The organism is Streptomyces sp. NPDC085944 (assembly GCF_040686295.1).
Classification (GTDB): domain Bacteria; phylum Actinomycetota; class Actinomycetes; order Streptomycetales; family Streptomycetaceae; genus Streptomyces; species Streptomyces salinarius.
Genome location: NZ_JBFBJX010000015.1, coordinates 1 through 25,754, shown reverse-complemented (window position 1 = coordinate 25,754; position 25,754 = coordinate 1). Strand labels below are relative to the sequence as shown.

Below are 25,754 nucleotides of genomic sequence, written 5' to 3'. Positions count from 1 at the left end.
CGTGGGGGACCGGCTGTCGGTGACGCCCCGTCACCCGGTGCGGCGCGTAGGTCGCCGGTGGCGCCGGACGGCCCCGTAGGTCTCTTCGAGGGCGGTGGTCGCCGCCTCGTAGGAGCGTTGGGCGACGCCGACGAAGAGGCAGTCGACGACCGCCAGCTGGGCGATGCGGCTGACGGTCGCGCCGGAGCGGAACGGCGTTTCCCGCGCGCAGGTCGTCAGCACCAGGTCGGCACTGGTCGCGAGCGTGGAGCCCGGGTCGTTGGTCAGGGCGATGGTGGTGGCTCCGCGTTCGGCCGCGGCCTGGAGGGGCTCGGTGGTGTCCTCGGTCTCGCCGGAGTGGGAGACGGCCAGGGCCACGTCGCCGGGTCCCAGCAGGGCCGTCGCGGTGAGCGCCGCGTGCCGGTCGCTCCAGATGAAGGCCATCCGCCCTATCCGGTGGAGCTTCTGGTGCAGGTCCTGGCCGACGAACGCGCTGGCACCGACACCGAAGATGTCCACCCTGCGGGCGTTGGCCACGGCGTCGACCGCCCGGCCCAGTGCGTCGACGTCGAGTCCGGCGCCCGAGTCCTCCAGGGCCCGGACCTCGTTGTAGATGATCTTGCTGACTATCCGGTCCAGCGAGTCCGTGGGGCTGATGTCGGTGCCGCCCTGCGCCGCCCGTTCGCCGCCCAGGGCGTGCTCCCGCGCCGCCGCGGCGGCCAGCGCCAGGCGCAGTTGGGGGTAGTTGCCCGTGCCGACGGTGCGGCAGAACCGCATGACCGTGGCCGCCGAGGTGCTCGCCCGCTCCCCCAGTGCGTGGATGGAGAGCTCCGCGACCTGCCCCGGGTCGGCCAGGACGGCGTCGGCCACCCGCCGTTCCGAGGGGGCCAGGGAGGGGCGGGCGGCGCGGACGCGGGTGAGGATGTCGGCGGGCGGGGCGTCCTGGGCGGACGGCTCCGGCACGCGGGACGAGGACTGGCGGACCATGGCCCCTCCTGGGTGTGGTGAACACAGGGTAAGGGGGCGACCCGAGGGGGGCAAAAAGTTACGCGGTGAACGACCGCACGTTACTTATTGACATCCGGAGGGCGGCGTTCCCATACTCGGACGGCGATCCGCACCGGTCACCGACGACCCGGTGGCTCTCGACGTGCCGGGTCCCTCGGGCAAGGGGCGAGCCGTATGACTTCAGTGGTGGCGGTGGATCTGGGGAAGACCGGTTGTCGCGCCCTGCTGTGGTGCGGCGCCGGCTCCTCACCGTCCGTCGGATCCGTGGCCGGTGCTCCCGGTCTCGCGGCGCCCGACGGTGTGGCGGCGGCCCGTGCGGCCGTGCGCGGCGCCGTGGAGCCGCTGCTGCGGGAGCAGGGCGGTGTCCGGCCGGAAGCGGTCCTGGTGGGTGCCGCCGGAGCGGCTTCGGCCCCCGCGGCGTCCCGTTCCCTGGCGGGCGCCCTCCTGGAGGACCTGCCCGTCGACGAGGCCGCGGTCACCAGCGACGCCGTCACCGCCCACGCCGGGGCGCTCGGCGGGCGGGCGGGTGTGGTGCTGGCGATCGGCACCGGGTCGGTCGCGGTCGGCATCGGCGCCGACGGGACGTACGCACGCGTCGACGGGTGGGGCCCCCTGCTCGGCGACGACGGCAGCGGCGCCCGTATCGGCACGGCCGGACTGCGCGCGGCCCTGCGCGCCCATGACGGCCGGGGCCCGGTCACCGCTCTGCTGGAGGCGGCCGTCCGTCTCTTCGGCGACCCCGAGCGGCTGCCGGCGACCGTCGGACGGGACGGCAACCCGGCCCGTACGGCCGCCTCGTTCGCCCCGGAGGTGGCCCGCGCCGCCGATGCGGGGGACGCCGTCGCCTCGGCGATCGTCCGGGAGGCGGCCGCCGACCTGGCCGAGACCGCCCTCGCGGCGGCCGGCCGGATCGCCTCGGACGGCGGGCCGCTGCCCCTGGCCGTCACCGGCGGTCTCACGGGGCTCGGCCCGGCCCTGACGGCGCCGCTGGCCGCGGCGCTCACCGGATCCGGACTCCCGGTGCGGCTCACGTCCTCGCTCGGCGACCCCCTGGACGGGGCCCGGTTGCTGGCCGTGGACCGCTCCACCCCTCATGCGCGTCTCGTCGTCCGGGTCCGCCGGACGGCCGCCCATCCCCCTCCCCCCACGCCGGCCACCCCACCGGCCCGTGCCTAGGAGCAAGCGTGCGCCAGCTCGACCTCGTGGTGATCGTGGTCTATCTGATCGGGATCGCCTGGATCGGCCTGCGGAAGGCCGGCCGGCAGAAGTCGGCGAAGGACTACTTCGTCGGTGAGGGCCACATGCCGTGGTGGACGGTCTCCTTCTCCGTCGTCGCCACGGAGACCAGCGTGCTGACCGTCATCAGCGTCCCCGGCGGCGCCTACAGCGGCCAGGCCTTCGGCAACGTCGAACTCGCCCTGGGCTACGTCGTCGGACGTGTCGTCGTGGCCACCGTGCTGATCCCCCTCTACAAGCGCGGCGGCTTCGTCAGCGCCTACCAGTACCTGGGCGACCGGTTCGGGCTGAAGCTGCAGGGGCTCGCGTCGGTGACGTTCGTGTTCACCCGGCTCCTGGCCGAGGGCGTACGGCTGTTCGCCTCCGCCATCCCGATCAAGCTGCTGCTCGACGAGTTCGGCGTGCACGGGAGCTACCGCGTCATCATCGTCGTGATCACGCTGATCACCGTCGTCTACACCTACCTGGGCGGCATCAAGGCGGTCATCTGGACCGACGCCATCCAGATGATCCTCTACCTCGGCGGCGCGGTCCTCGCCGTGGCGGTGCTGTCCGCGCACGTCGGCGGCGACGGCTATGCGCGTGCCCTCGATGCCGGACGGTTCACCCTCTTCGACACCGACTTCGACCTCGCCCACATCCTCACCAGCCCGTTCGCCCTGCCCACGGCCATCGTCGGCGGCGCCATCTTCGCCATGGCCTCGCACGGCTCCGACCAGCTCATCGTCCAGCGCGTGCTGGCGACCCGGACGCTGCGCGAGGGCCAGAAGGCCATGATCGCCTCGGGTGTCTTCGTGACCGTCCAGTTCGCCGCGTTCTCGCTCGTCGGCGCGCTGCTGTGGTCGTACAACGAGGGCAGGTCCTTCTCCGAGCTGGGCCTGTCCAGCTCGGACAACCTCTACCCGGAGTTCATCCTGCACGGGCTGCCGGTGGTCGTCTCGGGTCTGCTCGTGGCCGGCATCCTGGGTGCCGCGATGGGCTCGCTGTCCTCGGCCCTGAACTCCATGTCCAACTCGACGGTCGCCGACATCATCCACAGCTTCTTCCGCACCACGCCCTCCGAGGAGGCGCTGCTCCGGCTGGCCCGCTGGATGACGCTGGTGTGGGCGACGCTGATGGCGGTCTTCGCCTGCGCGTTCAGCGCGAGTACGGGCAACGTGTATCTGACCGGTCTGACCATCGCGGGCTACACCTACGGCGCGCTGCTCGGCGCCTTCCTGCTGGGGCGGCTCGTCAAACGGGCCAACGAGGCCGACTCCGTCGTGGCCTTCCTGGTCACCATCGGCGTGATGACGTACATCGTGCGGGGGGTGAAGATCGACGTCACCACGGGCGGGACGACGGTGCCGCAGGCGATCGCGGCCCAGTGGCTGGTGCCCGTGGGCGTGGTGATCACCCTCGTCGTCGGCGGTGTGCTGAGCCTGTTCCACCGGGCTCCGGAGTCCGCGGCGGGCAACGCGCTCGACGAGGAGCCGGGTGCCGGGCCGGACCGGCTGACGACGGCGGCAGACCGGAATTGATCCCGTCCGGGCGGGCCCCGGGCCCGCCCGGCCCGACCAACCTCCGCAGGAGTGCATCGTGCGTGTGATCGGCCTGATGTCAGGCACGTCCTACGACGCCGTCGAGGCGGCCGCCGCGGACCTCGAACTCCGGGGCGAGGCCCTGGTGATGCGGCCGCTCGGCCATCTCTCCGTCCCCTGTCCCGACCGGCTGCGCGACCTGATCGCCGGCAGTCTGCCGCCGGCGGCGGTGACGATGCGGGCCGTCGCCGAGCTGGACACCGGCATCGGGCAGGCGTTCGCCGACGTGGCCGTGCGTGCCGTGCGCGAGCTGTGCGGGGGCGGCGCCGATCTGGTGGTCTCGCACGGGCAGACCATGTACCACTGGGTGGAGGACGGTGCCGTGCGCGGCACCCTCCAGCTCGGGCAGCCCGCCTGGATCGCGGAGGCGACCGGACTGCCCGTCGTCTCCGACCTGCGCGGCACGGACGTCGCCGCCGGTGGCCAGGGAGCACCGCTGGTCGCCATGACCGACGTCCTCGCCCTGGCCGCGCTGCCCGGCGTCCCCGCGGCCCTCAACCTCGGCGGGATCGCCAACGTCACCGTCGTCGCGCCCGGCGCCGAACCGCTGGCCTTCGACACCGGGCCCGCGAACGCCCTGATGGACGCCGCCGTACGGCACTTCACCGGCGGTGCGGCCGCCTACGACGAGGACGGGCGCCGGGCCGGGGCGGGCCGGGTCGATCCGGCACTGCTGCGGGTGCTGCTCGACGACCCCTACTACGGCAGGCCGGCTCCGAAGAGCACCGGCAAGGAGCACTTCCACCTGCCGTACCTGCTCGACGCGCTCGCGGCGGAGCCCGTCGCGGAACCCGACGACGTCCTGGCGACGCTGGCCCGGCTCACCGCCGTCACGGTGGCCGACGCCTGCCGTGCGCACGGCGTGACGCGGCTCGTGGTGTCCGGCGGTGGGGCGCGCAATCCCGTGCTGATGGGCCTGCTCGCCGAGGAGCTGCCCGGGGTGGCCCTCGGCTCCAGTGACGCGCTCGGGCTGCCGTCGGACGCCAAGGAGGCGCTGGCCTTCGCCCTGTTGGGCTTCCTGACCGTGAACGGCCTGCCGGGGGCGATCCCTTCGGGTACGGGGGCGCGCCGGGCGGCTCTGCTCGGCACCGTCACACCGGGGCTGGGGCCGCTGCGGCTGCCCGAACCGGCAAACGAGCCGCCCCGGCTGCTCCGTGTCGTCGGCGGACCCCGTTCCGAACGGAACGCCGGGGGCGCCTGAAGCGAGCGTCCGGGGCGGGCGGCGCGTCAGCCGAGGGCGCCGGTGCGGGCCTGCCGCCACAGGTCGACGTCGCCGTCCACGACCGCGTGCTGGTCGATCTCGGCGAGTTCGTCGTCGCCGAAGGCGAGGTTGCCGAGGGCGGCCACGTTCTCCTCCAGCTGCTCGGGCCGGGAGGCGCCGATGACCAGCGAGGTGACGCGCGGATCGCGCAGCGCCCAGGCGAGCGCCATCTGCGCCAGGCTCTGGCCCCGGCGGGCGGCGATGTCGTCGAGGGCGCGCAGCCGCCGGACGGTGTCCTCGGTGAGCCAGTCGGTCGCGAAGGACTTGCCCTGGGTGGCGCGGGAGCCCTCGGGCACGCCGTCAAGGTAGCGGCCGGTGAGCAGCCCCTGGGCGAGCGCGGTGAAGCCGATGACGCCGAAGCCCTCGTCGGCCGCGGCGTCGAGCAGGCCCTCGGTCTCGATCCACCGGTTGAGCATGTTGTAGGAGGGCTGGTGGATGAGCAGTGGCGTGCCCAGGTCGCGGAGGATGGCGGCGGCCTGCCGGGAGCGTTCGGCGTCGTAGGAGGAGATGCCGACGTAGAGCGCCTTGCCCTGCCGCACCGCCGTGTCCAGCGCCGTCATAGTCTCCTCCAGCGGGGTGGAGGCGTCCAGGCGGTGGGAGTAGAAGATGTCGACGTAGTCGAGGCCCATGCGCTTCAGGGACTGGTCGAGGGAGGCGAGTACGTACTTGCGGGAGCCGCCACCCTGGCCGTAGGGGCCGGGCCACATGTCCCATCCGGCCTTGGTGGAGACCACCAGCTCGTCGCGGTAGGGCGCCAGGTCCTGCCGCATGATCCGGCCGAAGTTGATCTCGGCGGAGCCGTAGGGCGGGCCGTAGTTGTTGGCGAGGTCGTGATGGGTGATGCCGAGGTCGAAGGCGCGCAGGGCGATCTGCCGCTGGGTCTCGAAGGTCTTGTCGTCGCCGAAGTTGTGCCAGTAGCCCAGGGACAGCGCGGGCAGGTCGAGCCCGGAGCATCCGGTGCGGCGGTAGTGCATGGTGCCGTCGTAGCGGCTGGGGTCGGCGACGTGGTTCATGGGGGCGTTCTCCGGTGTGCGGCGGGGTCGGGCGGCCGCGGCGGCTTCGCGGGCTCGGTCAGTCTCTCACCGCCGTCGACCGCCCGGTCCACGCGGTCCGCCCGCCCGGTCGCGCCGGGCGGGCGGTGGCTCAGGTGGAGATGGTGGTGACCGCGTCCACGCCGTAGGTGCGGGCGTAGCCGTTCTCGGTGCCGACGAGGAGGTCGACGACCTCGAAGTACCGGTCCCAGAAGGGGGTTTCGCGCAGGGCGTCGACGAGCCGCTGGTAGGCCTGGTGGTCGACCGCCTCCCAGACCCAGACGTCGGTGACGCGGGCGGAGTAGAACTCCGTGTCGTAGAAGCGTGAGCGGACACCGGTGGTCCTCGCCTCGATCACGGGGACGACCTGCGTGGTGAAGGCGTGGATCCGCTCTTCGACGGTCATGGCAAGCCATTCGGGTGTGGTCTTGACGAGCATGAACGCGGTGACCGGGGTTTCGGTGGTGTGTGCGGGCATGGTTGCTTCGCTTTCCGGGAGGGTGTTCGGTCGTGGGTGGAGATCAGGGCCGGAGCGCGGGCCCGAGAATCTGGTCGACCCAGCGCTCGAAGGTGGTCGGGGTGGTGGTGTCCGGGGTCCGGGGGACGCCCGCGTCGAGGCCGTCGTCCTTGGCCCGCTTCATGTCGACGACGCCCTGGGCGAAGGCCGGGTCGAGGCCGTAGCCGAGGAGTGCGGCATGCAGTTCTTCGAGCGACTGGCGTTCGTAGCGGACCGGACGGCCGAGCCGTTCGGTCATGATGCGGGCCAGGTCGTCGGGTGACAGGTCGCACGGCCCCAGCACCGGGACGCTGCCGTTGCCGGTCCAGGACCGGTCGAGCAGCAGGCCGGCGGCCACGGCCGCGATGTCGGCGACGGCCACGAAGGGAGCCTTTCGGTCGGCGGCGGCCGTGTCGGTGAAGCAGCCCTGGTCCCGGATGGCGTCGGTGTCCTCGAGGAGGTTCTCGAAGAAGGACGGGTTGGCCAGGGCCCGGTAGGCGACGCCGGTCGACGCGATGAGGTCGTCCATGGCGAGGGACGCGGTGACGAGTCCGGCGCGGCCGGCGACCGGGGTGCCGCGGCCGAGGGCGGAGACGCCGACGGCATGGCCCACGCCGTGCGCGGCGAGCGCGTGGGCGGCGGGACGGGTGAACCCCCGGTAGGCGTCGTCCGGGGCGCGGGAGGAGTCCGGCGGGACGAGCCAGAAGACGGCGTCGGCACCGTCGAAGGCCCGGTCGACGACCGCCGGGTCCCCGTGCGAGCCGGGGATCACCTCGACGCGCTCGCGCACCGTGCCGGGGAGTCGTGCGGGGTCGCGCACGATCACGCGCAGTTCCTCGCCGCGGGCGGGGGCGGAGTCCAGGAGCAGGGGCAGCAGCCGCCGCCCGATGTTCCCGGTCGGAGCAGTAATGACGATCATGAAAACCTCGTGGGTCGTGCCGTTTCGGTACGGCCTCATCCTGGGGAGCCACGAGGTGTTGCCACAATGGGAACTTCAGCAAGGGATTGTTGCCTGGAACGGAATGACACTGGTGAACAGCACGGATCCGGTCGCACCGGTCATCGACGCCAATCTCGCGGTCGCGCTCGACGTCTTGCTCACCGAGCAGAGCGTCACCCGCGCCGCCGCCCGCATGCACACCTCCCCCGCGGCGATGAGCCGCACCCTCGGCCGACTCCGCCGCATCCTCCAGGACCCTCTCCTGGTCCGTGCCGGGCAGGCCATGGTGCCGACGCCGAGGGCGCTGGCCCTGCGGGAGGAGGCGGCCGCCGTGGTCCGCGGGCTCGGCGCACTGCTGGCCCCGGCCACCGGCGTCGACCCCGCCGCGCTGCGCCGGACCTTCAGCCTCCAGACCGCCGACCTGGTCGGCGCGGCCCTCGCCGCCGGTCTGCTGACGCTGGCCGGGCGGGAGGCGCCGGGGATCTCGCTGCGGTTCAGGGCCGAGGAGCTGGAGGCGGGGCCGGCCCTCCGTGACGGCCGGGTCGACCTGGAGGTCGGGGCGATCGAGCACGTGGACCCGGAAACCCGGGTCGAGGGCCTGGTCACCCTGCGGATGACGGCGGCCGTCCGGCCCGGCCACCCGCTCACCGAGGGGCCCCTGACTCCGGCCCGGTTCGCCGCGGCCGAGCATGTCGCGGTCAGCCGCCGCGGCCGTTTCGAGGGACCCGTCGACACCGCACTCGCCGAGCACGGCCTCGGCCGCCGGGTCGCCGTGGTCCTCCCGTCACACCTGGCCGCGCTCTCCCTCGCCGCGCGCACCGACGTCGTCGCCCTGGTCCCCGCCGTGCCGGACACCGCGGGCCTGCCTCCGAGCCCGCTCACCGAGCAGGCCTCGGCCCTCGGGCTGCGCCTCCTCGACGTTCCGCTGACGCTGCCGCCCGTGTCCATCGGCATGGCCTGGCATCCCCGGCACACCGCCGACGGCGCCCACCACTGGCTGCGCGCCGCCGTCCGCCGGGTGCTGGCGCCCGGCGCTGTCTAGTGCGGGAAGGCACGGGGCGGGCGGGTCACGCCGGTCTTGCGGAACTCGGCGATGCGGGACCGCACCTGGCGCATCAGGTGGGTGTCCTCGATACGGTCCAGGTACAGGCAGCGGGCGGCGAGGCCCGGCAGGTCGAAGGCGAAGTACAGGGACATCAGCGGGTTGACGAACAACTCGCTGCCCCGGGTGCGGTCGGTGAACCGGACGTCGCCGCACTCGCCGCGGACGGCCGCCGCGACGGAGCCGTTCACGATGCTGGGACGCTCCGGCGTGTGCTCCTGGGCGTGAGCGACCGCGTCGAGGTACAGCGCGCCCTCCCGGGTGGTGCGCGGTACCGAGAACGCGCCCAGATAGGCACCCTCGCGTTCCAGCGCGGCGACGTTCTCCAGGACCTGCACGTGGTTGACGCCGTGGTACGCGTCGACGCCGAACCCGAGCGAGACCACGAGGCGGTGCGGTACGTCGTCCAGCGCGGCCAGGGCCGCCACGCTGGTGAGGTCTTCCTCGGGCGTGCCGAGGCCGGCCTCGTCCCCGCGCAGGAGGATGTCGGTGCCGCCGTCTACCAGTACGACGGCGTCGATTCCGTGCAGCGCGATCAGGGCTTCGTACGCAGCGCGCAGCGGCTGGACGCCGGTCTGCGGGAAGGCGTGGACGACGGCCGGGTAGCCGTGTCCGCGCAGCCACTGGGCGAGGGTCCGTTCCGGGAAGTAGCTCCGGTGCGGTGCAGTTTCGGGGGTGACGACGGCCAGGTCGGGTGCGGCCCAGGCGTCGGCGGGAAGCCCCGCGAGTGAGCTGAAGGAGAGGTTCGCCAGCCGCACCTCCCGTCCCTGGTGGAGGAGGGACAGGGCCAGGGGCAGTCCGGAATAGACGTCGAAGCCGCCGCCCGCGCCGGCGACGAGGATCCGCTCGGCGCCCGAGAGCCGGTCGAAGAGCGGGTTCGTGTGCAGAGACGTCGGAGGCGGAGGCGGCGGCGGAGGTGCCGCGGGCTTCGGAGGCGTCATGTCGATCATTGTCGGCGTTCCGGCCGGCCGCGAGGAAGGCGGTCTCGGCCGAGGCCGGTTCGGCGAGCGCGCCGCACCCTGGGCTGCCGGTCGCGTCACCGCCGCCACCCGCTCCGCTTGCGAGGGCCGGAGGGCGGCGGAGACTGATACGGACGACGGCACTCCGGAGGGTCCTGGACGGATGGGCGAGGGCGACCACGCGGTGCGTTCCGGCACCGGGACCCGGCACGATCCCCGGGCCGACGGGCTCCACCCCGGCCGGCCCCGCCCGGCGGGTGGCCGCATCCCGGCCGGATCGGCGTGGCCGCCGCGTAGCACGCGTCCTGCGGAGTTCGCGTGATCCGCGGCCCCGGGCACGGCGCGGGCGTCGGCGCGGCCCCTCCGCCGGGCCGGGCGGTGAGGGCCGCTCCGTGCCCCGGGTGCGAGTCGCGCGGCCCCCGGGCGTCAGCCACTCCCCCACGAAAGGCAGCCTCATGACGGACACCCCGCCCGCCACCACCACGGACGCCGGCGCGCCGGTGGAGAGCGACGAACACTCGCTCACCGCGGGCCCGGCGGGCCCGATCCTCCTCCAGGACGCCTACCTCATCGAGCAGATGGCGCAGTTCAACCGGGAACGCGTCCCCGAGCGGCAGCCGCACGCGAAGGGCAGCGGCGCCTTCGGCCACTTCGAGGTCACGCACGACGTGAGCGCCTACACCAAGGCGGCCGTCTTCCAGCCGGGCACACGCACCGAGCTGGTCGCCCGCTTCTCCACCGTCGCGGGTGAGCGCGGCAGCCCGGACACCTGGCGCGACCCGCGCGGCTTCGCGGTGAAGTTCTACACCACCCAGGGCAACTACGACGTGGTCGGCAACAACACGCCGGTGTTCTTCGTGAAGGACCCGATGAAGTTCCAGCACTTCATCCGGTCGCAGAAGCGGCGGGCGGACAGCAACCTGCGCGACCACGACATGCAGTGGGACTTCTGGACCCTCTCGCCGGAGTCGGCGCACCAGGTCACCTGGCTGATGGGGGACCGCGGCATCCCGCGGAGCTGGCGCCACATGAACGGCTACACCTCGCACACCTACATGTGGATCAACGCCGCGGGCGAGCAGTTCTGGGTCAAGTACCACTTCAAGACCGACCAGGGCATCGAGTGCTTCACACAGCACGAGGGTGACCAGATGGCGGCGGCCGACACCGACTACCACACCCGGGACCTCTTCGAGCACATCCGTGACGGCGACTTCCCGAGCTGGACGCTGCACGTGCAGGTCATGCCGTACGAGGACGCCGCGGGCTACCGGTTCAACCCGTTCGACCTGACGAAGGTGTGGCCGCACGGCGACTACCCCCTCATCCCGGTCGGCCGCATGACCCTGGACCGCAACCCGACGGACAACCACGCCGAGATCGAGCAGGCGGCCTTCGCGCCCGCCAACATGGTCCCCGGCATCGGCCCGAGCCCGGACCGCATGCTGCTGGCGCGGCTGTTCTCGTATCCGGACGCCCAGCGGTACCGGATCGGCGCGAACTACCAGCAGCTCCCCGTGAACGCCCCGGTCGTCGACGTCCACAGCTACTCCAAGGACGGCCAGATGGCCTACCGGAAGAAGAGCGACCCGGTCTACGCGCCGAACTCCAAGGGCGGGCCCGCCGCCGACACCGAGCGGTTCGGCACCCCGCCCAGCTGGCAGACGGACGGGGCGATCACCCGCAGCGCCTACGTCGACCACGCCGAGGACGACAACTGGACCCAGCCGGGCACCCTGGTGCGCGACGTCATGGACGACGCCGCCCGTGACCGGCTGGTCGAGAACGTGGTCGACCACCTCCTCAACGAGGTGACCGAGCCCGTGCTCGAGCGGGCCTTCGAGTACTGGTCGAACATCGACAAGACCACCGGTGAACGCATCGAGCGGGGGGTGCGGGCGAAGGCGGGCGAGAAGGACTTCAAGGGCGCCGAGCAGCGCAATCCCGCCCGGCAGTCCATGCAGGGCAAGGCCTGATCCAGACCCCTCCGCGAGATCTCCGGTCTCCGTCGACGCGGGGCGTGTGCCACACGGCGCACGCCCCGCGTCGCGTCTCCACGTCACGCGTCCCTCGCCCGCCACGACGACAGTGACTGACATCGCGTGCTACGGTCGATGACAGCGGCTGTCATCAACCGTCGGCCGCCCTTGCACAGGCATGACTGGAGGATTCTCATGCGCGTTTTCGTCACCGGTGCCTCCGGCTGGATCGGCTCAGCCGTCGTTCCCGAGCTCATCGGAGCGGGTCACCAGGTCGTGGGCCTCGCCCGTTCGGACGCCTCGGCCGACGCGCTCACCGCGGCCGGCGCCGACGTGGTCCGCGGCACCCTCGACGACCTCGACGTCCTGCGGAGCGCGGCCGCCGACTCGGACGGGGTCGTGCACCTCGCCTTCAAGCACGACATCGCGTTCTCCGGGGACTTCAAGGGTGCGGGCGAGGCGGACCGACGGGCCGTCGAGGTGATCGGGGAGGCGCTGGCGGGCTCCGACCGGCCGTTCACGATCGCATCCGGAACTCCCGCGATTCCCGGACGGGTGGCGACCGAACGCGACGGCCACGACCCGGATCCCGCCGCGGCCGCCCGGGGCGACGCCCAGCACGTCCGGGCCGTCACCGCCGAACTGACCCTGTCCCTGGCGGCCCGCGGAGTCCGCTCCTCGGTGGTGCGGCTGGCCCCGACCAATCACGGCGAGGGCGACAACGGGTTCGTCCCGGCCCTCATCGGGATCGCCCGCGAGAAGGGAGTCTCCGGATACATCGGGGACGGCACCAACCGCTGGTCGGCCGCGCACCGTCTCGACTCGGCACACCTGTTCCGTCTGGCCCTGGAGAAGGCTCCCGCGGGCTCCACGCTGCACGCCGTCGCGGAGGAGGGCGTGTCCGCCCGGGACATCGCCGAGGTGATCGGCCGGCGGCTGGGCCTGCCGGTGGTGTCGGTCCCGGCCGCCGAGGCGGGTGCCCACTTCACGTGGCTGGCGGGGCCGTTCGCGGCCAACCGCGCCGCGTCCAGCGCCCTGACCCGGGAGCTGCTGGGCTGGCGGCCGCTCCAGCCGGGCCTCGTCGAGGATCTCGAGCAGGGGCACTACTTCAAGTAGCGCCCGGTCCGGGGCTCAGACCAGTTCGGGCTGCGGTTCCGCGGGGCGCGGCGGCTCCGGCTGCCGCACCGCCGCGGCCTCGGACTCCCACCGCCTGGTGGTCCGCAGGTATCCGAGGACCACGGAGGCCATCGCGAGCACGAGCAGCGGCCCGGCGACCCACGGGTGCTCGGCCATCTGCTCCGGCAGGTAGCGGTACGACAGGAGCAGTACGGCGAACACCGTGGTGCCGTGGGCGACCAGCACGACGCCCGCGCGGTCCCAGCCCCGGGCGAACGAGCGCATCGCGGCCTCGACGGTGAGCGCGAACACCACGCCGGCGACGAGGTCGGCACCGTAGTGGTAGCCGAAGCCGAGCGTCGCGGTGAGCGTGGCGACCAGCCAGAAGGCTCCCGCGAACCGCATGGGCCCTGATCCCTTGCGGGAGTGGATGAAGAGCGTGGTGGCCCACGCCGTGTGCAGGCTGGGCATGCAGTTGCGCGGGGTGATGTCGTCGAAGGGGATCGCGTGCGGGGCGCCACCCGGCGGCGGCGTGTGCGGCCACAGGTCGGCCACCGCCCACTGGCCGCCGTCGGCGCCGTAGGCGAAGACCGGTCCGACCACCGGGAAGATCATGTAGACGGCGGGGCCGAGCAGACCGATGACGAGGAAGGTCCGCACGAGGTGGTGGCTCGGGAAGCGGCGCTCGGCCGCCACGTGACGCAGCTGGTACAGCCCGACGAGCGCCGCGGCCAGGGGCAGCTGACCGTAGACGAGGTGGAGCAGGTGATCGCCGACCGGTTCGGTGGCCTGGACGAACCGGCCCACCAGCCAGGAGGGGTTGCCCAGTGCCTGGTCGGCGGTGGCCACGTAGGGGTCGAGCACGGCCTTGCGGGTCTGCGAGGTGATGAGCAGCCAGGTGTCGCCGGTCTTGTGCCCGGCCACCAGCAGCAGGCCCAGCCCCGAGCCCTTCAGCAGCAGCGCCCGCTCGCCGCCCGTGCGGCGGGTCACGGCGACGACCGCACAGCCCAGGACCGCCCACAGCGCGCCGTTGCCGAAGTTCATGTCGGCGCCGACCGCCCAGCGCACCAGCCAGAAGACGACGTCGATGCCGATCGCCGCCCCCGCCGCGACCAACCGCTGGCGCCAGGTCAGCACCACCATCGTCAAGGCGAGCCCGGCGTACAGCAGCGGCCCCGAGTCGGGCGCGAAGACCACTTCTCGCGCCTGCGCGGTGATCGGGCCCCGCTCGCCGTAGTGGCGGGCGGCGAACTCCAGCGCGACGAGGAACCCGAGGGTCACCACACCCGCCGCGGTCCACAGCACGGCCCTCGGCCGGCGCCGGGCGGCGGACAGGGGGCCGAGATCTCGGCGCGAGGATATTCGTGTGGGTGTGGTCTTCACTTGTTTGGCCCGTTTGCTAGGGGTCGGACACATGGGTCACTCGTACGGCTCATCACGAGCTCGAACATGCTAACGGCACAGGTTGCCTAATCATGTTAGGAAAGCCCATAATCTTCCACGGATGCGGCGTAAATCGATACGGAGGACGGGTGTGGCGCGGGTAGGGCTGACGACCGAGGGGCTGATCAGGGCCGGAGCCGAGACGGCCGACGAGATCGGCTTCGAGCGCACCACTCCGACGGAGCTGGCCAGGCGGTTCGGGGTGAAGACGGCCAGCCTGTACTCGCATGTGAAGAACGCCCACGACCTCAAGACCGGGATCGCGCTGTTCGCCCTGGAGGAGCTGGCCGACCGGGCTTCTGAGGCGGTGGCCGGCCGGGCGGGCAAGGACGCGCTGATCGCCTTCGCGAACGTCTACCGCGACTACGCCCTCGAACACCCCGGCCGTTTCGCCGCTACCCGGTTCCCCCTCGACGCGGAGGCGGCGGCGTCCAGCGCGGGTGTGCGGCACGCCCAGATGTCGCGTGCGATCCTGCGCGGATACCACCTGGCGGAACCGCACCAGACGCACGCCGTACGGCTGCTGGGCAGCGTCTTCAGCGGGTACGTCGGTCTGGAGACGGCCGGGGGCTTCAGCCACAGTGCCCCCGACTCCCAGGAGAGCTGGACGGAGATCCTCAACGCGCTGGACGCCCTGCTGCGGACCTGGCCGACCAGCTCCTGACCCGCGAGTCCCCGTCCCGGGTGCCGAGGGGGCCCGTGCCGGGTGTCAGGCCCGCGCCGCGGTGAGGGAGAGCGCGTACAGGGCCGTCGAGGCGAAGTCGTCCGCCGGTTCCACCGTCTGCCAGGCCCGCACGTCGTCGACGTAACCGGCGCCGCGGCCGTCGAACCGCGACCACGGCCTGCCCTCCGGGGCGAAGGAGCAGGGGCGGGCCCCGTCGAAGGTGTCCTGTTCCTTCAGCAGGTCCGCGTCGTTGGGACCGTTGACGACGGCGCCCCGCAGGATGTCGCCGCTGCCGGTGCGGCTCATGGCCAGGTTGGCCACCTGGTGCTGGAGGCAGTGCGGGTAGAGGTCGCCGGCGCCCACGACGAAGCTGGTGCCCCAGGCATTGGCCCCGAAGACCCACGCCAGTTGCCGCGCGGCGAAGTCGTCGTACCGGTGGTCGCCGGTGACACGGGCGTACAGTTCGGCGGTCGCGAGCAGACCGAAGGTGTTCGGCACCGCGTCGAAGTCGCCGGGTACGACGCCCGAGCGGAAGGGGTCCGAGGCTGCCCGTTTCCTCCCCGTCTCCACCTGCCGCCGCAGCTCCGCCCTCAGCGCGGCCGCGAGGCCGGCGTCGGGCTCCGCCGAGGTGAGCACGTCGGCGTGGGCGAGGGCGCTGACGTCGGCGGGGCCCAGGGTGCCGCCCCGCTCCTCGCGCAGGGCCGCGTGGGCCCAGGCCGCGGCTTCGTCGCTCCACCGCGAGCGGCGCGCGTCACCCAGCGCCTCGGCGCCGCGGGAGAGTTCGACGGCCGCCCACTCCATGTCGTCGCGCCAGGAACGCTCCTGGTAGTAGTCCGCGGGCGTGGTGGTGACCAGGGCTCCGCGGTCCGGCCGGGTGTCCGCCCGTGCGTAGACGCCGGCCGCCTTGTCGAGCCACGCACGGGCCTCGGCGGGCCGCTCGGCTGCCTCGGTCTGCGCGGCGAGGGCGAAGGCGGCGCTCACCCGGCCCGCGAGGTTGGGGCTGATCGGCTTGCCCGGTTCGTTGGCCCGGAAGACGGGCCGGTACTTGATCAGGTAGTCGGCGTCCCCCGGCGCCACGGTGAGCCGGTCGTCCTCCTCGGGCAGCCGCCACACGTCGTGGTCGCCGTGGATCTCCTCGCCGCCGGACCCGAGCCCGACCTGTGCGTAGAGCGTGCCCGTCTCCCCGTCCCACATCCGGTCCAGCCACCGCAGGCCGTGGCGTGCCTCCTCCCGCAGCCCGGGCACCGAGGGGCTGTCGCGGACGGCGCTCAGCATCTGTGCGACCACGTAGGACGTCGTGTGCGTGAACTTCAGGAAGTCGCCGGCGTCGAACCACCCGCCCGACACGTCCACGGGGCCCGCGGCCTCCGACGGCTTGGGGCCGGCCGTCGTCCCGTCGGCCTCCGACCCGGTACGCGGCGGCTCGTAGACGCGGGCCCGCTCGTCGGTCAGGTGCGAGGGCACCCGCCCGGTCGCGTCGGCCAGGACGTCCTCGCCGTCCCGCTGGGTGCCGAAGAAGCGCACGGTGTCCGCGCGCAGCGGGTCCAGCAGCCGCCGGGCCGGCGCCACCCGGAAGCGGGTCTGCGCACCGGCGTCCGCGCCGACCAGGCGCAGCCGGTAGGTGCCGGTGCGGTCGACCGACGACAGGTCGATGGCGCGCACGGCGGTGTACGTGCTGTTCCAGCCTCCGAGCGAGGGGCCGAGGCGGCCGTGCCCGGCCCTGTTCCCCCGCTCGTCCAGGACCTCGAACTCCGCGTCGGCCAGCTGCTGGCCGTTGCCCATGGCATAGGCGAACTTCTTCTCGCCACTCACGTATCCGACCTGATTCACGCGGACGGCCGCCGGTGCGTGGTCGCCGCCGGCTCCGGAGCACGCGGTGAGGCAGCAGGCCGCCAGCACGGCGGCGGTCACGGCCGGCACGGTGCGGGCCGAGGGCGAGAGGAAGGGGTTCATGGCGGACAGTCTGGTCGACGGCACCACCCCGGTGCGGACCCAGGCACGATCCGGGGCCACGAGCCCATGAGAACGGACGTTCGGGGCGGGTTAGGCTCTGACCTGCCAGCCCACCCGGACCGTCACAGGAGGAGTCGGCCATGGGCCCACAGGACCCGCAGGAGGCACCGGCCGCCCCGGACACGGCCGTGCGGCTGCGGACGATCGGCGCCGAGTTGTCGGACCGCTTCCTCGAACGGGCCGACGTCGTACGGACGTTGCTGGTGACGCTGCTGGCCGGCCAGCACTCGCTGATGCTCGGCCCGCCGGGGACGGCCAAGTCCGAACTGGCCCGGGAGCTCACCGGCCGGATCGTGGGAGCGTCGTACTGGGAGATCCTGCTGTCCAAGTTCACCGCGCCGACGCGGATGTTCGGCCCCGTCGACGTCGCCGCGCTGGCACGCGGGGAGTACCGCCAGGTCTACGAAGGACGCGCCACCACCGCGCACGTCGCGTTCATCGACGAGATCTTCAAGTGTTCCACGGCGGCGCTCAACGAGACCCTGGGCTACCTCAACGAGCGGATCTACCACCCCGAAAGCGGCGGCGAGCCCGTCCGCTGCCCCCTGATCGGGGCCATCACGGCGAGCAACGAGCTGCCCGACGGCGAGGACTCGGCCGCCATCTACGACCGGCTGCTGGTGCGGATCGAGGTCAAGTACCTGGAGGACCCCTCGAACTTCGCGGCCCTGGTCCGCTCGGCCGTCGACCGCCCGGCACCGCCGAAGCGGACCACCGTGGAACTGACCGCGCTGCTCCACGCCGTGGCCGAGGCCGTCCCCGCCGTGGTGCTGCCGGACGGCATCGTGGACGCGGTGTGCACCCTGCGGGCCGCCCTGCGCCGCAAGGAACTGATCGCCTCCGACCGCCGCTGGCGGCAGGCGGTGCGCCTGCTCCAGGCGTCCGCGTTCCTCGACGGGCGGCCCGCGGTCGCCGAGAGCGATCTGTCGGTGCTGGCCCACGTGCTGTGGGACTCCCCCGCCCAGCGCCCGACGGTCGAACGCGAGGTGCTGCACCTGGTCAACCCGGACGCCAAGGAGGCCCTCGACCTCGCCGACACCATCGACGAGCTGGAGACCCAGCTGGACGCGATGGCCGGGCAGTCCCGCGAGGCGCTGAGCGAGTGGGTCATCAAGAAGGCCCACCACCAGCTGGCCACGGCGGGCAAGCGGCTGGAGAGGCTGCGCGCGGACGCGGTGGTCGCCGGCCGTTCCACCTCCGCCATCGACCGGGTCACCGGCCGCCAGCGCGCCGTCCGCGCCCGGGTCCTCACCGAGGCCCTCGGCGTGGACGCGAGCGCCGTGCAGGCCCAGCTCTGAACGCGGAAGGGACGGCACCCTGGACGGCGACGCGCGGACGCGCCCGGACGCGACCGAGGACGGGGCGGCGGGCCGGCTCGGCGAGCTGGCCCGCCGGGCCGGGAAGTGGCTGGCCCTGTCGGCCGCCGCTCCCGCACAGCACACCGGTGCCGTGGTCGCGGACCGTTTCGACCGCATCGCCTGGCACGACACCTACGAGCAGTCCGCCGCGCTGCGGGAGCTGGCCGGGGAGCTGGACGAGCGGCACGCGCACACCGCGGACCTCCTCACCGACGTCTTCCTGGCCGCGTACAAGGCCGCCCCGCGTCTGCGCGAGCCCGCCGGGATGGAGCACTCGCGGCTGGTCAACCACCGCGTGGTCGCCGCCCTGCTGGAGTCGCCGGGCTTCGCGGAGCTGCACCGGGAGACGGCCGGCGACCCGTACGCCGCCGCCCTGGCCGTGCTCGCGCAGGGCGCCGCGCTGCGCAGGATGCTGGACGCCTCCCGGCCCGCCCGGGACCGGGTCGAGCGGGCGGGCCGGGCGCGGCGGGAAGCGGGGGACGCGGCGACCGCCGTGGCCGAGACACTGCGGCAGGCCGCCGACGAGGCCGACGAGGACGGCACCGTGCCGGGACCGGCCGCCCACACCGTACGACGGGCGGTCGAGGCCGCGGAGGCCGCGGCGCGCCGGGCCGACGACGAGTCCGGCCGGGCCCTCGCGGCGGCACCCGGCGTCCGTGCCGCCGCGCGGCAGGCGGTGGCGAGGTCGGCGGCGGCCGTACGGGAGGAGGGCGCGCTGATGCGGGCCTGGGGTGTCGGGTCCGGCGAGCTGGAACGGATGTCGTTCGACGAACGCGCCCGGCTGGCCGAGCGGCTGCGCACCGGCCGGCTCGCCGAGTGGGCCGAACTGATCGGCCCTTTCCGGCAGATGGCCGACGGGGAGCGGGCCCGCAAGGTGGAGAACGCCACCGGAGAGCTGATCGGGGTCACCCTCGGCGACGACCTCTCCCGGGTCGTGCCGTCCGAGCTGGCCAATCTGGGACTGCCGGAACTGCGGGCGGTGTTCGCCGCGCGGTACGCCGCCGGGGAGCTGATGCTCTACGACAGCCAGGGCGAGCAGGCCACCGGCCGCGGCGCCGTCATCGCGTGCGTGGACACCTCGCACTCCATGTACGAGGCGGGGCCCGGCGGCATCACCCGGGAGGCGTGGGCGAAGGCGTGCGCGCTGGCGCTGCTGGACCAGGCCCGCCACGCGGGGCGCGACTTCGTCGGCATCGTGTTCTCCGCCGCCGACAAGCTGCGGGTCTTCCGCTTCCCGGCCGACCGGCCCGCCGGTCTCGGCCGGACGCTCGACTTCGCGGAGACGTTCCTGGGCGGCGGCACCAGTTACCAGCGGCCGCTGACGGCGGCGGTGGAACTGCTCGATGAGGAGTTCAACGCCGCCGCCCGTACGCGCGGGGACATCGTGATGCTCACCGACGACGACTGCGGCGTCACCGAGGAGTGGATGCGCGGCTGGAACGAGGCCAAGCGCCGGCTGGGCTTCCGGGTCTTCGGCGTGGGCATCGGCGCCCCGCGCGTCGCCGCGGCCGGTTCGGTCCTCGAGGCCCTGTGCGACAACCTCCGGTCCGTCGAGGACTTCACCGACGTCCACGCCGCGGCCGACCTGTTCCGCGTGATCTGACCGCCCTCACGGCCTGCGGGGCCGTCAGGGTTTGCGGGCGACCGCCCCGTACATCGCGGGGTCTGCACGACGCCGCGGGCACCTCAGCCGCCCACGAAACGCCTCCTGGCCCGCCTGCCCCGCGCCGGCTGCGTGTTCGCCGACGGGGAGCGCTGGTGGTGGATCGTCCCGTCCGGCTCCGACATCGGGGTCGCGTGGCCCTTCGGTACCCACTACGTCGTCGGCGATCCGTCCTGGTCACGGCCGCGACCCGTGGGCGGGCCGACCGGTCCGCGCCTGATCGACGGCCCCGACGGCGACTCGCCCTACACGGCGCCATTCCCAATGTACTTCGCCGTCTGCCGACTCGCCGGTGTACCACCGCGCCGGTCCCTCGCTTCACCTTCCGAACCTGGAGCGTCTTCTTCCGATTGATCTCGTTCAACTAGTTGACATGTTCGGGCAACGGCTACGAGGCTGCAACTCCCCCCACACCAAGGAGGACCGTGTGCTTTCTCCACGCAAGCTGACGGCGTCCCTGGCCGTCGCGGCGTCGTTCGGTGCCGTCGCCGTCCTCGTCGGGCCGGCCGAACCGGCTTCGGCGGCACCGGACACCATCCCGCTCATCCTGAAGAACGACTCGGGCAGTGCCGAACCGGTCCACGTGTACGTGATCGGCACCGAACTCGCCTCGGGACGGCAGGGATACGCCGACGAGAGCGGCACCTTCCACGCCTGGCCGGCCGGCGGCGCCCCACCGGTCCCGGCCCCGGACGCCTCGTTCACCGGCCCGGCAAACGGCGGGTCAAAGACCGTTCGGCTTCCGAAGTTCTCGGGTCGGGTCTACTTCTCCTACGGCGAGAAGCTGGACTTCCGGCTCGCCGAGGGCGGGCTCGTGCAGCCCGCCGTCCAGAACGCCGACGACCCCAACCACGACACGCTGTTCAACTGGACCGAGTACACGCTCAACGACTCCGGGCTGTGGATCAACTCCACCCAGGTGGACATGTTCTCGGCGCCCTATTCCGTCGGACTGACCGCGGGCGACGGCTCCACGAAGCAGACGGGTTCACTGAAGCCGGGTGGCTACAAGGCGGTCGTCGACGGTCTCACGCAGCAGGGCGACGGCTGGCAGGGACTGGTCCAGACCCGCAGCGACGGCTCGCCGCTGCGCGTCCTGGCACCCGGGCACGGCATCGGCTCCGGCGCTCTGCCCGTCGGCGTGATGGACGACTACATCGACCGCGTGTGGAGCAAGTACGCCTCCGAGACGCTGACGGTGACGCCGTTCAAGGACCAACCGGACACGAAGTTCTACGGCAGGGTGAACGGCGACCGGATGGACTTCACCGACGGCGGCGGCGCCGTGGTGACGTCGTTCGAGAAGCCGGACTCCGACTCGGTCTTCGGTTGCTACAACAAGCTCGATGCCCCCAACGACCAGGTGCGCGGCCCCATTTCGCGGACGCTGTGCGCCGCGTACAACCGGACCACGCTGCTCACCAACTCCGAGCAGCCCGACGCCGACGACTCGGGCTTCTACCAGGACGACGTCACCAACCACTACGCCCGCCTCATCCACGCGCAGATGCGGGACGGCCGGGCGTACGCCTTCGCCTTCGACGACGTCGGCAACCACGAGTCGCTGGTGCACGACGGCGACCCCAAGGACGCGGCGATCACGCTGGAGTCCTTCGGCTGACCGGGCCGGCCCCACCCGCGCCCGAACCGGCGCCCCCTCCCCCACCCCCGTGCCCGCTCCCGCCTCGTGGGAGCGGGCCCACGAAACGGAGAGACATGGCCTCCCCACGACTGCTCCGCAGTTGCCTTCTCGCCACCCTGTCCGCCACCCTCGTGGCGGCCGCCGCCGTGACCCCCGCCCAGGCGGAGCACCGGCCGGAGTCCGCCGCGGCGGTGGCGTTCTCCGACACCTTCGACGGACCCGCCGGATCAGGCGTCGACGCCGCCAAGTGGCAGCTCGAAACCGGTGACAACGTCGACAACCACGAGCGGCAGTACTACACGCCCGGCACCGACAACGCGGAGCTCGACGGCCGGGGCCACCTGGTGATCGAGGCACGGCGCGAGAATCCGGGCAACTACCAGTGCTGGTACGGCACGTGCGCATACACCTCCGCCCGTCTGAACACCTCCGGGAGGTTCACCGCGACGTACGGTCACGTCGAGGCCCGGATGAAGATCCCGCGCGGGCAGGGCATCTGGCCCGCGTTCTGGATGCTGGGCCAGGACATCGGCGAGGTCGGCTGGCCCGCCTCGGGCGAGATCGACGTCATGGAGAACGTCGGTTTCGAGCCGTCGACGGTCCACGGCACCATCCACGGCCCCGGCTATTCCGGTTCGGGCGGCATCGGCGCGGCCTACACGCTGCCGAACGGCGAGGCGTTCGCCGACGCCTTCCACACCTTCGCCGTTGACTGGGCGCCGGACAGCATCACCTGGTCGGTCGACGGCACCGTGTACCAGACTCGTACGCCGGCCGACCTGAACGGCGACGAGTGGGTCTTCGACAAGCCGTTCTTCCTCATCCTGAACCTCGCGGTCGGCGGCTACTGGCCCGGCGACCCCGACGGCTCGACCACGTTCCCGCAGCAGCTGGTGGTCGACGAGGTGAAGGTCACCACGAGCGACGGCTGACGGCCCCCGTCGGCACGTCGCGCGCCGCCCGGTCCGCGGCCGGACAGGTCTCGTGACCGGGCGACGCGTGCCCTCCCCGTCTCAGAGAGAGGTCGTTCGAGCGATGTCGGCGGCCGGAGCATCCTCGTCCGGGGCCGCCGGAGGCGGAAAGATCAGGTCTTCGAGCGCGTCCGCGGCGAAGAGGAAGGCCATCATCACGACTGGTAGGAGCAGCGCGAGCAGAATCACAGGACCTCCCGGCGGGTCGGTCTGTGGGCTTCGTGGCCCGGCTTCAAGGATGGACCCGAATGGCGGAACTCGCACGGCGGGAGGGTCCCGGGCCCGCGGGGAGGGACCGACGGCCGAGCCCTGATCGAGGCGCCGACGGCACCCGTGGTGATCCTTTGGCCAGTCGTTCACGCATATGCAGAACGAATGTGCGGCAGCATCTCGGCACTACCTCTGCCCAGGGCATGCCGTTGAGTACGTATGGAACCTCCCATCGAGATCAGCCACAGCGCCGTCGGAGACTGGACCATCGTGGAGATCCGCGGAGAAGTGGACGTGTACACGGTGCCGACGATCAAGCAGTTCGTGATCGAGCGGCTGGCGGACGGTCTCCGCCGGTTCGTCGTCGACCTGCGCGGCGTGGCGTTCATCGACTCCATGGGCCTGGGTGTACTGGTCGGCGCGCTCAAACGGGTCCAGTCCGTGCACGGCGAGCTGAAACTGGTCATCACCGACGCCAACACCAAGCAGCTCTTCGCCCTGACCGGTCTGCGACACGTCTTCCCGATCTACGACTCGGTGTACCAGGCACGACGAACGTCGTAGCCGGGGGTGGCCGAAGACCCACCCGCGCACGACGAGGCCGTCTTGACTGGCTGCTCGCCCGCCCCCATTCTCACCAACACTCCGTCGACAACTCCCCAGAGGTGACCGTGAGAAGCCTCAGACCCTGGGCTGCCGTCTGCGCAGCCGTCGCCCTCGCCCTTCTCACCACCACGCTCACCCCCACCTCCTCCCCCGCGGCGGTCTCCCCGCCCGGCGGTCCGGCCTTCTCGCCGCACTCCGCCAGGGCGGCACTCGCCCGCCTGCTGCCGCGGCACGCCTCGCAGATCACGCTGATCCCGGCGCGCCGCCGGGCCTCCGGCGACTGGTTCGACGTCTCCGGCCGCGCCGGCCACGTCCGGGTCACGGGGACCAGCCCGGCCGTGCTCCTCAGCGGGGTCAACTGGTACCTCAAGTACACGGCCGAGGTGGACCTCGGCTGGCCCGGACGCAGCACGGCGAAACTGCCGCGCACTCTGCCCGCACCGGCCGGCACCGTCCGCCGGCAGGCTTCGGTGCCGCATCGCTTCGCGCTCAACGACACCGACGACGGCTACTCGGGCGCCTACCGCGACTGGGCCTCCTACGAGAGGCAGATCGATCTCCTCGCGCTGCACGGGGTCAACGAGGTCTTCGTCCAGATGGGCACCGACGCCGCCTATCACGTAACGCTCCAGGAGTTCGGCTACTCGAAGAGGGAACTCCGGGCCTGGATCCCCGGCCCGGCGCACCAGCCGTGGTGGCTGATGCAGAACATGTCCGGCTTCGCCGGCCCGGTCTCCGAGCGGCTGATCGAGGACCGGGCGGCGCTCGGCCGCAGGATCGCGAACCGGCTGCGCGAGCTCGGCATGACACCCGTCCTGCCCGGCTACTACGGCACCGTGCCGCCGGGCTTCGCGGAACGCAACCCCGGCGGCACGGTGGTACCGCAGGGCCAGTGGGTCGGCTTCGAGCGGCCCGACTGGCTGGATCCCCGCACGGGAGTGTTCTCCAGGGTCGCCGCCTCGTTCTACCGCCATCAGCGTGAGCTGTTCGGCGACTCCGCGATGTACAAGATGGATCTGCTGCACGAGGGCGGACGGCCGGGGGACGTGCCCGTCGGGGACGCCGCCCGGGCCGTGATGGACGCGCTCCAGACCGCACACCGCGGCGCCGTGTGGACCCTGATCGGCTGGCAGAACAACCCCTCGACACAGATCATCGACGCCGTCGACAGGAGCAGGCTCCTCATCGTCGACGGCCTGTCCGACCGCTACGACGGTCTCGACCGCGAGACCACCTGGCACGGGGCGCCCTACGCGTTCGGCACCATCCCCAACTTCGGCGGTCACACCACCATGGGCGCCAACACCGCCGCCTGGGCCGAGCGTTTCGACCGGTGGCGCACCAGGCCCGGCAGCACGCTCGCGGGCATCGCGTACCTTCCGGAGGGCACGGGCGGCAATCCGGTCGCCTACGAGCTGTTCACCGAACTGGCCTGGCGCAGTGCCCCGGTGGACCACGCGGCCTGGTTCGCGGCGTACGCGGAGCGCCGGTACGGCCGGCCGGACCCGCACGCGGCCCGGGCCTGGGAGTTGCTGCGCACGGGCCCGTACAGCATGCCGTCCGGCAAGTGGAGCGAGGCGCAGGACAGCCTCTTCACCGCGCGCCCCCGGCTGACGGCCACCTCGGCGGCCAGCTGGAGTCCCGGCGCGATGCGCTACGACCCGGCCACGGTGCGCGAGGCACTGGCCGAACTCCTCCAGGTCGCACCGGCGCTGCGGACGACCGACGCCTACCGCTTCGACCTGGTCGACGTCGCCCGCCAGGCGCTGGCCAACCGCAGCCGCTCGCTGCTGCCGGAGATCAAGGCAGCTTACGACGCCGGGGATCTGCCCGGGTTTCGTGCCGGGGCCGCCGAGTGGAAGAGCGACCTGGCTCTGCTGGACCGGCTGCTCGCCACCGACACCCACTTCCTCCTCGGCCCGTGGCTGGAGGACGCCAGGTCCTGGGGACGCACCGCGGCGGAGAAGGACGCCGCCGAGTTCGACGCCCGCTCCATCCTCACCACCTGGGGCGACCGGTCCGGCAGCGACGCGGGCGGCCTGCGGGACTACGCCAACCGGGAGTGGTCCGGGCTGGTCTCCGACTTCTACGCGATGCGCTGGACGACGTACCTCGACACCCTCGACACCGCGCTGGTCACCGGAGGGCCGCCGGCCGCCGTCGACTGGTTCGCGCTGGAGAACGCCTGGAACCAGCGGCACGACCGCTATCCCGTCGAGGCCTCCGGCGACCCGGTGGCGACGTCCGCCGAGGTGCTCGACGCGCTGCCCGCAACGGCGCCGTCGGCGCCGGTCGCATCCGGGGGAGCACGGTGAGGCGGGTGAGCGACAGAGCCACCGGGCTGGTCGTGGCCGTGTTGAGTGGTGTGGTGCTGGCGTTGTCGTCGACGCCCGCGCAGGCCGCGACCGACGGCCCCCAAGTCATCGCCCACCGAGGCTCCTCCGGCATGGCACCCGAGAACACCGCCGCCGCCATCGACCTCGCCGTCCGCCAACGC

20 protein-coding genes and 2 pseudogenes are annotated in these 25,754 nt (G+C 72.6%); 14 read left to right on the top strand and 8 right to left on the bottom strand.

Going from position 1 to position 25,754, the window contains the following annotated elements; translation table 11 throughout:
- Positions 1-30: 30 nt before the first annotated feature.
- Positions 31-966 (bottom strand): MurR/RpiR family transcriptional regulator, encoded by a 936-nt coding sequence (locus AB0P07_RS27050; RefSeq protein WP_365555100.1) that lies wholly within the window; start codon positions 964-966, stop codon positions 31-33.
- 195 nt (positions 967-1,161) lie between these two features.
- Here AB0P07_RS27050 and AB0P07_RS27045 point away from each other — a divergent pair, with 195 nt between their 5' ends.
- Genes AB0P07_RS27045 through AB0P07_RS27035 form a run of 3 tightly spaced genes read left to right on the top strand, consistent with a single transcriptional unit; the run spans position 1,162 to position 5,004 of the window.
- Positions 1,162-2,163 (top strand): BadF/BadG/BcrA/BcrD ATPase family protein, encoded by a 1,002-nt coding sequence (locus AB0P07_RS27045; protein WP_365555099.1) that lies wholly within the window; start codon positions 1,162-1,164, stop codon positions 2,161-2,163.
- Positions 2,164-2,171: 8 nt separating this feature from the next.
- On the top strand, positions 2,172-3,743 hold the full coding sequence (locus AB0P07_RS27040) for a sodium:solute symporter (protein WP_365555097.1): 1,572 nt from the start codon (positions 2,172-2,174) through the stop codon (positions 3,741-3,743).
- Positions 3,744-3,801: 58 nt separating this feature from the next.
- Complete coding sequence (locus AB0P07_RS27035; protein WP_365555095.1) at positions 3,802-5,004, top strand: anhydro-N-acetylmuramic acid kinase; 1,203 nt, start codon at positions 3,802-3,804, stop codon at positions 5,002-5,004.
- Positions 5,005-5,030: 26 nt separating this feature from the next.
- Here the strand turns inward: AB0P07_RS27035 and mgrA are convergent, their stop codons facing one another.
- From mgrA to AB0P07_RS27020, 3 genes are all read right to left on the bottom strand, one after another.
- A complete protein-coding gene (gene mgrA / locus AB0P07_RS27030) occupies positions 5,031-6,077 on the bottom strand; it encodes an L-glyceraldehyde 3-phosphate reductase (RefSeq protein WP_365555093.1) in 1,047 nt (348 codons plus the stop codon).
- A gap of 130 nt (positions 6,078-6,207) precedes the next feature.
- Positions 6,208-6,573, bottom strand: a complete 366-nt coding sequence (locus tag AB0P07_RS27025; RefSeq protein ID WP_365555091.1) for a darcynin family protein — start codon at positions 6,571-6,573, stop codon at positions 6,208-6,210.
- 43 nt (positions 6,574-6,616) lie between these two features.
- Complete coding sequence (locus tag AB0P07_RS27020; RefSeq protein WP_365555089.1) at positions 6,617-7,510, bottom strand: NAD(P)H-binding protein; 894 nt, start codon at positions 7,508-7,510, stop codon at positions 6,617-6,619.
- 103 nt (positions 7,511-7,613) lie between these two features.
- Here AB0P07_RS27020 and AB0P07_RS27015 point away from each other — a divergent pair, with 103 nt between their 5' ends.
- Positions 7,614-8,573, top strand: coding sequence for a LysR family transcriptional regulator (locus AB0P07_RS27015; RefSeq protein ID WP_365555087.1), 960 nt, complete (start codon positions 7,614-7,616; stop codon positions 8,571-8,573).
- Here the strand turns inward: AB0P07_RS27015 and AB0P07_RS27010 are convergent.
- Complete coding sequence (locus AB0P07_RS27010) at positions 8,570-9,574, bottom strand: DUF1152 domain-containing protein (RefSeq protein ID WP_365555086.1); 1,005 nt, start codon at positions 9,572-9,574, stop codon at positions 8,570-8,572. The genes AB0P07_RS27015 and AB0P07_RS27010 overlap by 4 nt on opposite strands.
- Before the next feature lie 473 nt (positions 9,575-10,047).
- On the opposite strand from AB0P07_RS27010, the gene AB0P07_RS27005 reads away from it, so the two are divergent.
- A complete protein-coding gene (locus tag AB0P07_RS27005) occupies positions 10,048-11,568 on the top strand; it encodes a catalase (protein ID WP_365555084.1) in 1,521 nt (506 codons plus the stop codon).
- A gap of 198 nt (positions 11,569-11,766) precedes the next feature.
- On the top strand, positions 11,767-12,687 hold the full coding sequence (locus AB0P07_RS27000; protein WP_365555083.1) for an SDR family oxidoreductase: 921 nt from the start codon (positions 11,767-11,769) through the stop codon (positions 12,685-12,687).
- 15 nt (positions 12,688-12,702) lie between these two features.
- Here the strand turns inward: AB0P07_RS27000 and AB0P07_RS26995 are convergent, their stop codons facing one another.
- Positions 12,703-13,992 carry a phosphatase PAP2 family protein gene (locus AB0P07_RS26995; protein ID WP_365555346.1) on the bottom strand — a complete coding sequence of 430 codons (1,290 nt, stop codon included), beginning with the start codon at positions 13,990-13,992 and terminating at the stop codon, positions 12,703-12,705.
- Positions 13,993-14,221: 229 nt separating this feature from the next.
- Between AB0P07_RS26995 and AB0P07_RS26990 the strand changes: the two genes are divergently transcribed.
- Positions 14,222-14,794: a TetR/AcrR family transcriptional regulator gene (locus tag AB0P07_RS26990; protein WP_102931085.1), complete on the top strand. Its 573-nt coding sequence runs from the start codon at positions 14,222-14,224 to the stop codon at positions 14,792-14,794.
- Positions 14,795-14,839: 45 nt separating this feature from the next.
- On the opposite strand, the gene AB0P07_RS26985 is transcribed toward AB0P07_RS26990, so the two are convergent.
- Positions 14,840-16,747, bottom strand: a complete 1,908-nt coding sequence (locus tag AB0P07_RS26985; RefSeq protein ID WP_365555081.1) for a glycoside hydrolase family 9 protein — start codon at positions 16,745-16,747, stop codon at positions 14,840-14,842.
- 140 nt (positions 16,748-16,887) lie between these two features.
- Between AB0P07_RS26985 and AB0P07_RS26980 the strand changes: the two genes are divergently transcribed.
- From AB0P07_RS26980 to AB0P07_RS26965, 4 genes and pseudogenes are all read left to right on the top strand, one after another.
- Entirely contained in the window at positions 16,888-18,105 is a 1,218-nt protein-coding gene (locus tag AB0P07_RS26980; RefSeq protein WP_365555079.1) for an AAA family ATPase, read from the top strand.
- 19 nt (positions 18,106-18,124) lie between these two features.
- Positions 18,125-19,768 carry a VWA domain-containing protein gene (locus AB0P07_RS26975; protein ID WP_365555344.1) on the top strand — a complete coding sequence of 548 codons (1,644 nt, stop codon included), beginning with the start codon at positions 18,125-18,127 and terminating at the stop codon, positions 19,766-19,768.
- Positions 19,769-20,255: 487 nt separating this feature from the next.
- Complete coding sequence (locus tag AB0P07_RS26970) at positions 20,256-21,449, top strand: glycoside hydrolase family 64 protein (protein ID WP_365555077.1); 1,194 nt, start codon at positions 20,256-20,258, stop codon at positions 21,447-21,449.
- A 95-nt stretch (positions 21,450-21,544) separates the two neighbouring features.
- Positions 21,545-22,396, top strand: a pseudogene (locus tag AB0P07_RS26965) (glycoside hydrolase family 16 protein); the annotation flags it as partial.
- Positions 22,397-22,483: 87 nt separating this feature from the next.
- Here AB0P07_RS26965 and AB0P07_RS26960 read toward each other — a convergent pair.
- A complete protein-coding gene (locus AB0P07_RS26960; RefSeq protein ID WP_365555075.1) occupies positions 22,484-22,630 on the bottom strand; it encodes a hypothetical protein in 147 nt (48 codons plus the stop codon).
- Between the two features lie 240 nt (positions 22,631-22,870).
- Between AB0P07_RS26960 and AB0P07_RS26955 the strand changes: the two genes are divergently transcribed.
- The 3 genes and pseudogenes from AB0P07_RS26955 to AB0P07_RS26945 form a co-directional block, all read left to right on the top strand.
- Positions 22,871-23,215 carry an STAS domain-containing protein gene (locus AB0P07_RS26955; protein ID WP_365555073.1) on the top strand — a complete coding sequence of 115 codons (345 nt, stop codon included), beginning with the start codon at positions 22,871-22,873 and terminating at the stop codon, positions 23,213-23,215.
- 107 nt (positions 23,216-23,322) lie between these two features.
- Positions 23,323-25,572 (top strand): alpha-N-acetylglucosaminidase, encoded by a 2,250-nt coding sequence (locus AB0P07_RS26950; RefSeq protein WP_365555071.1) that lies wholly within the window; start codon positions 23,323-23,325, stop codon positions 25,570-25,572.
- Positions 25,569-25,754, top strand: a pseudogene (locus AB0P07_RS26945) (hydrolase); the annotation flags it as partial. The gene AB0P07_RS26950 and the pseudogene AB0P07_RS26945, both read left to right, overlap by 4 nt.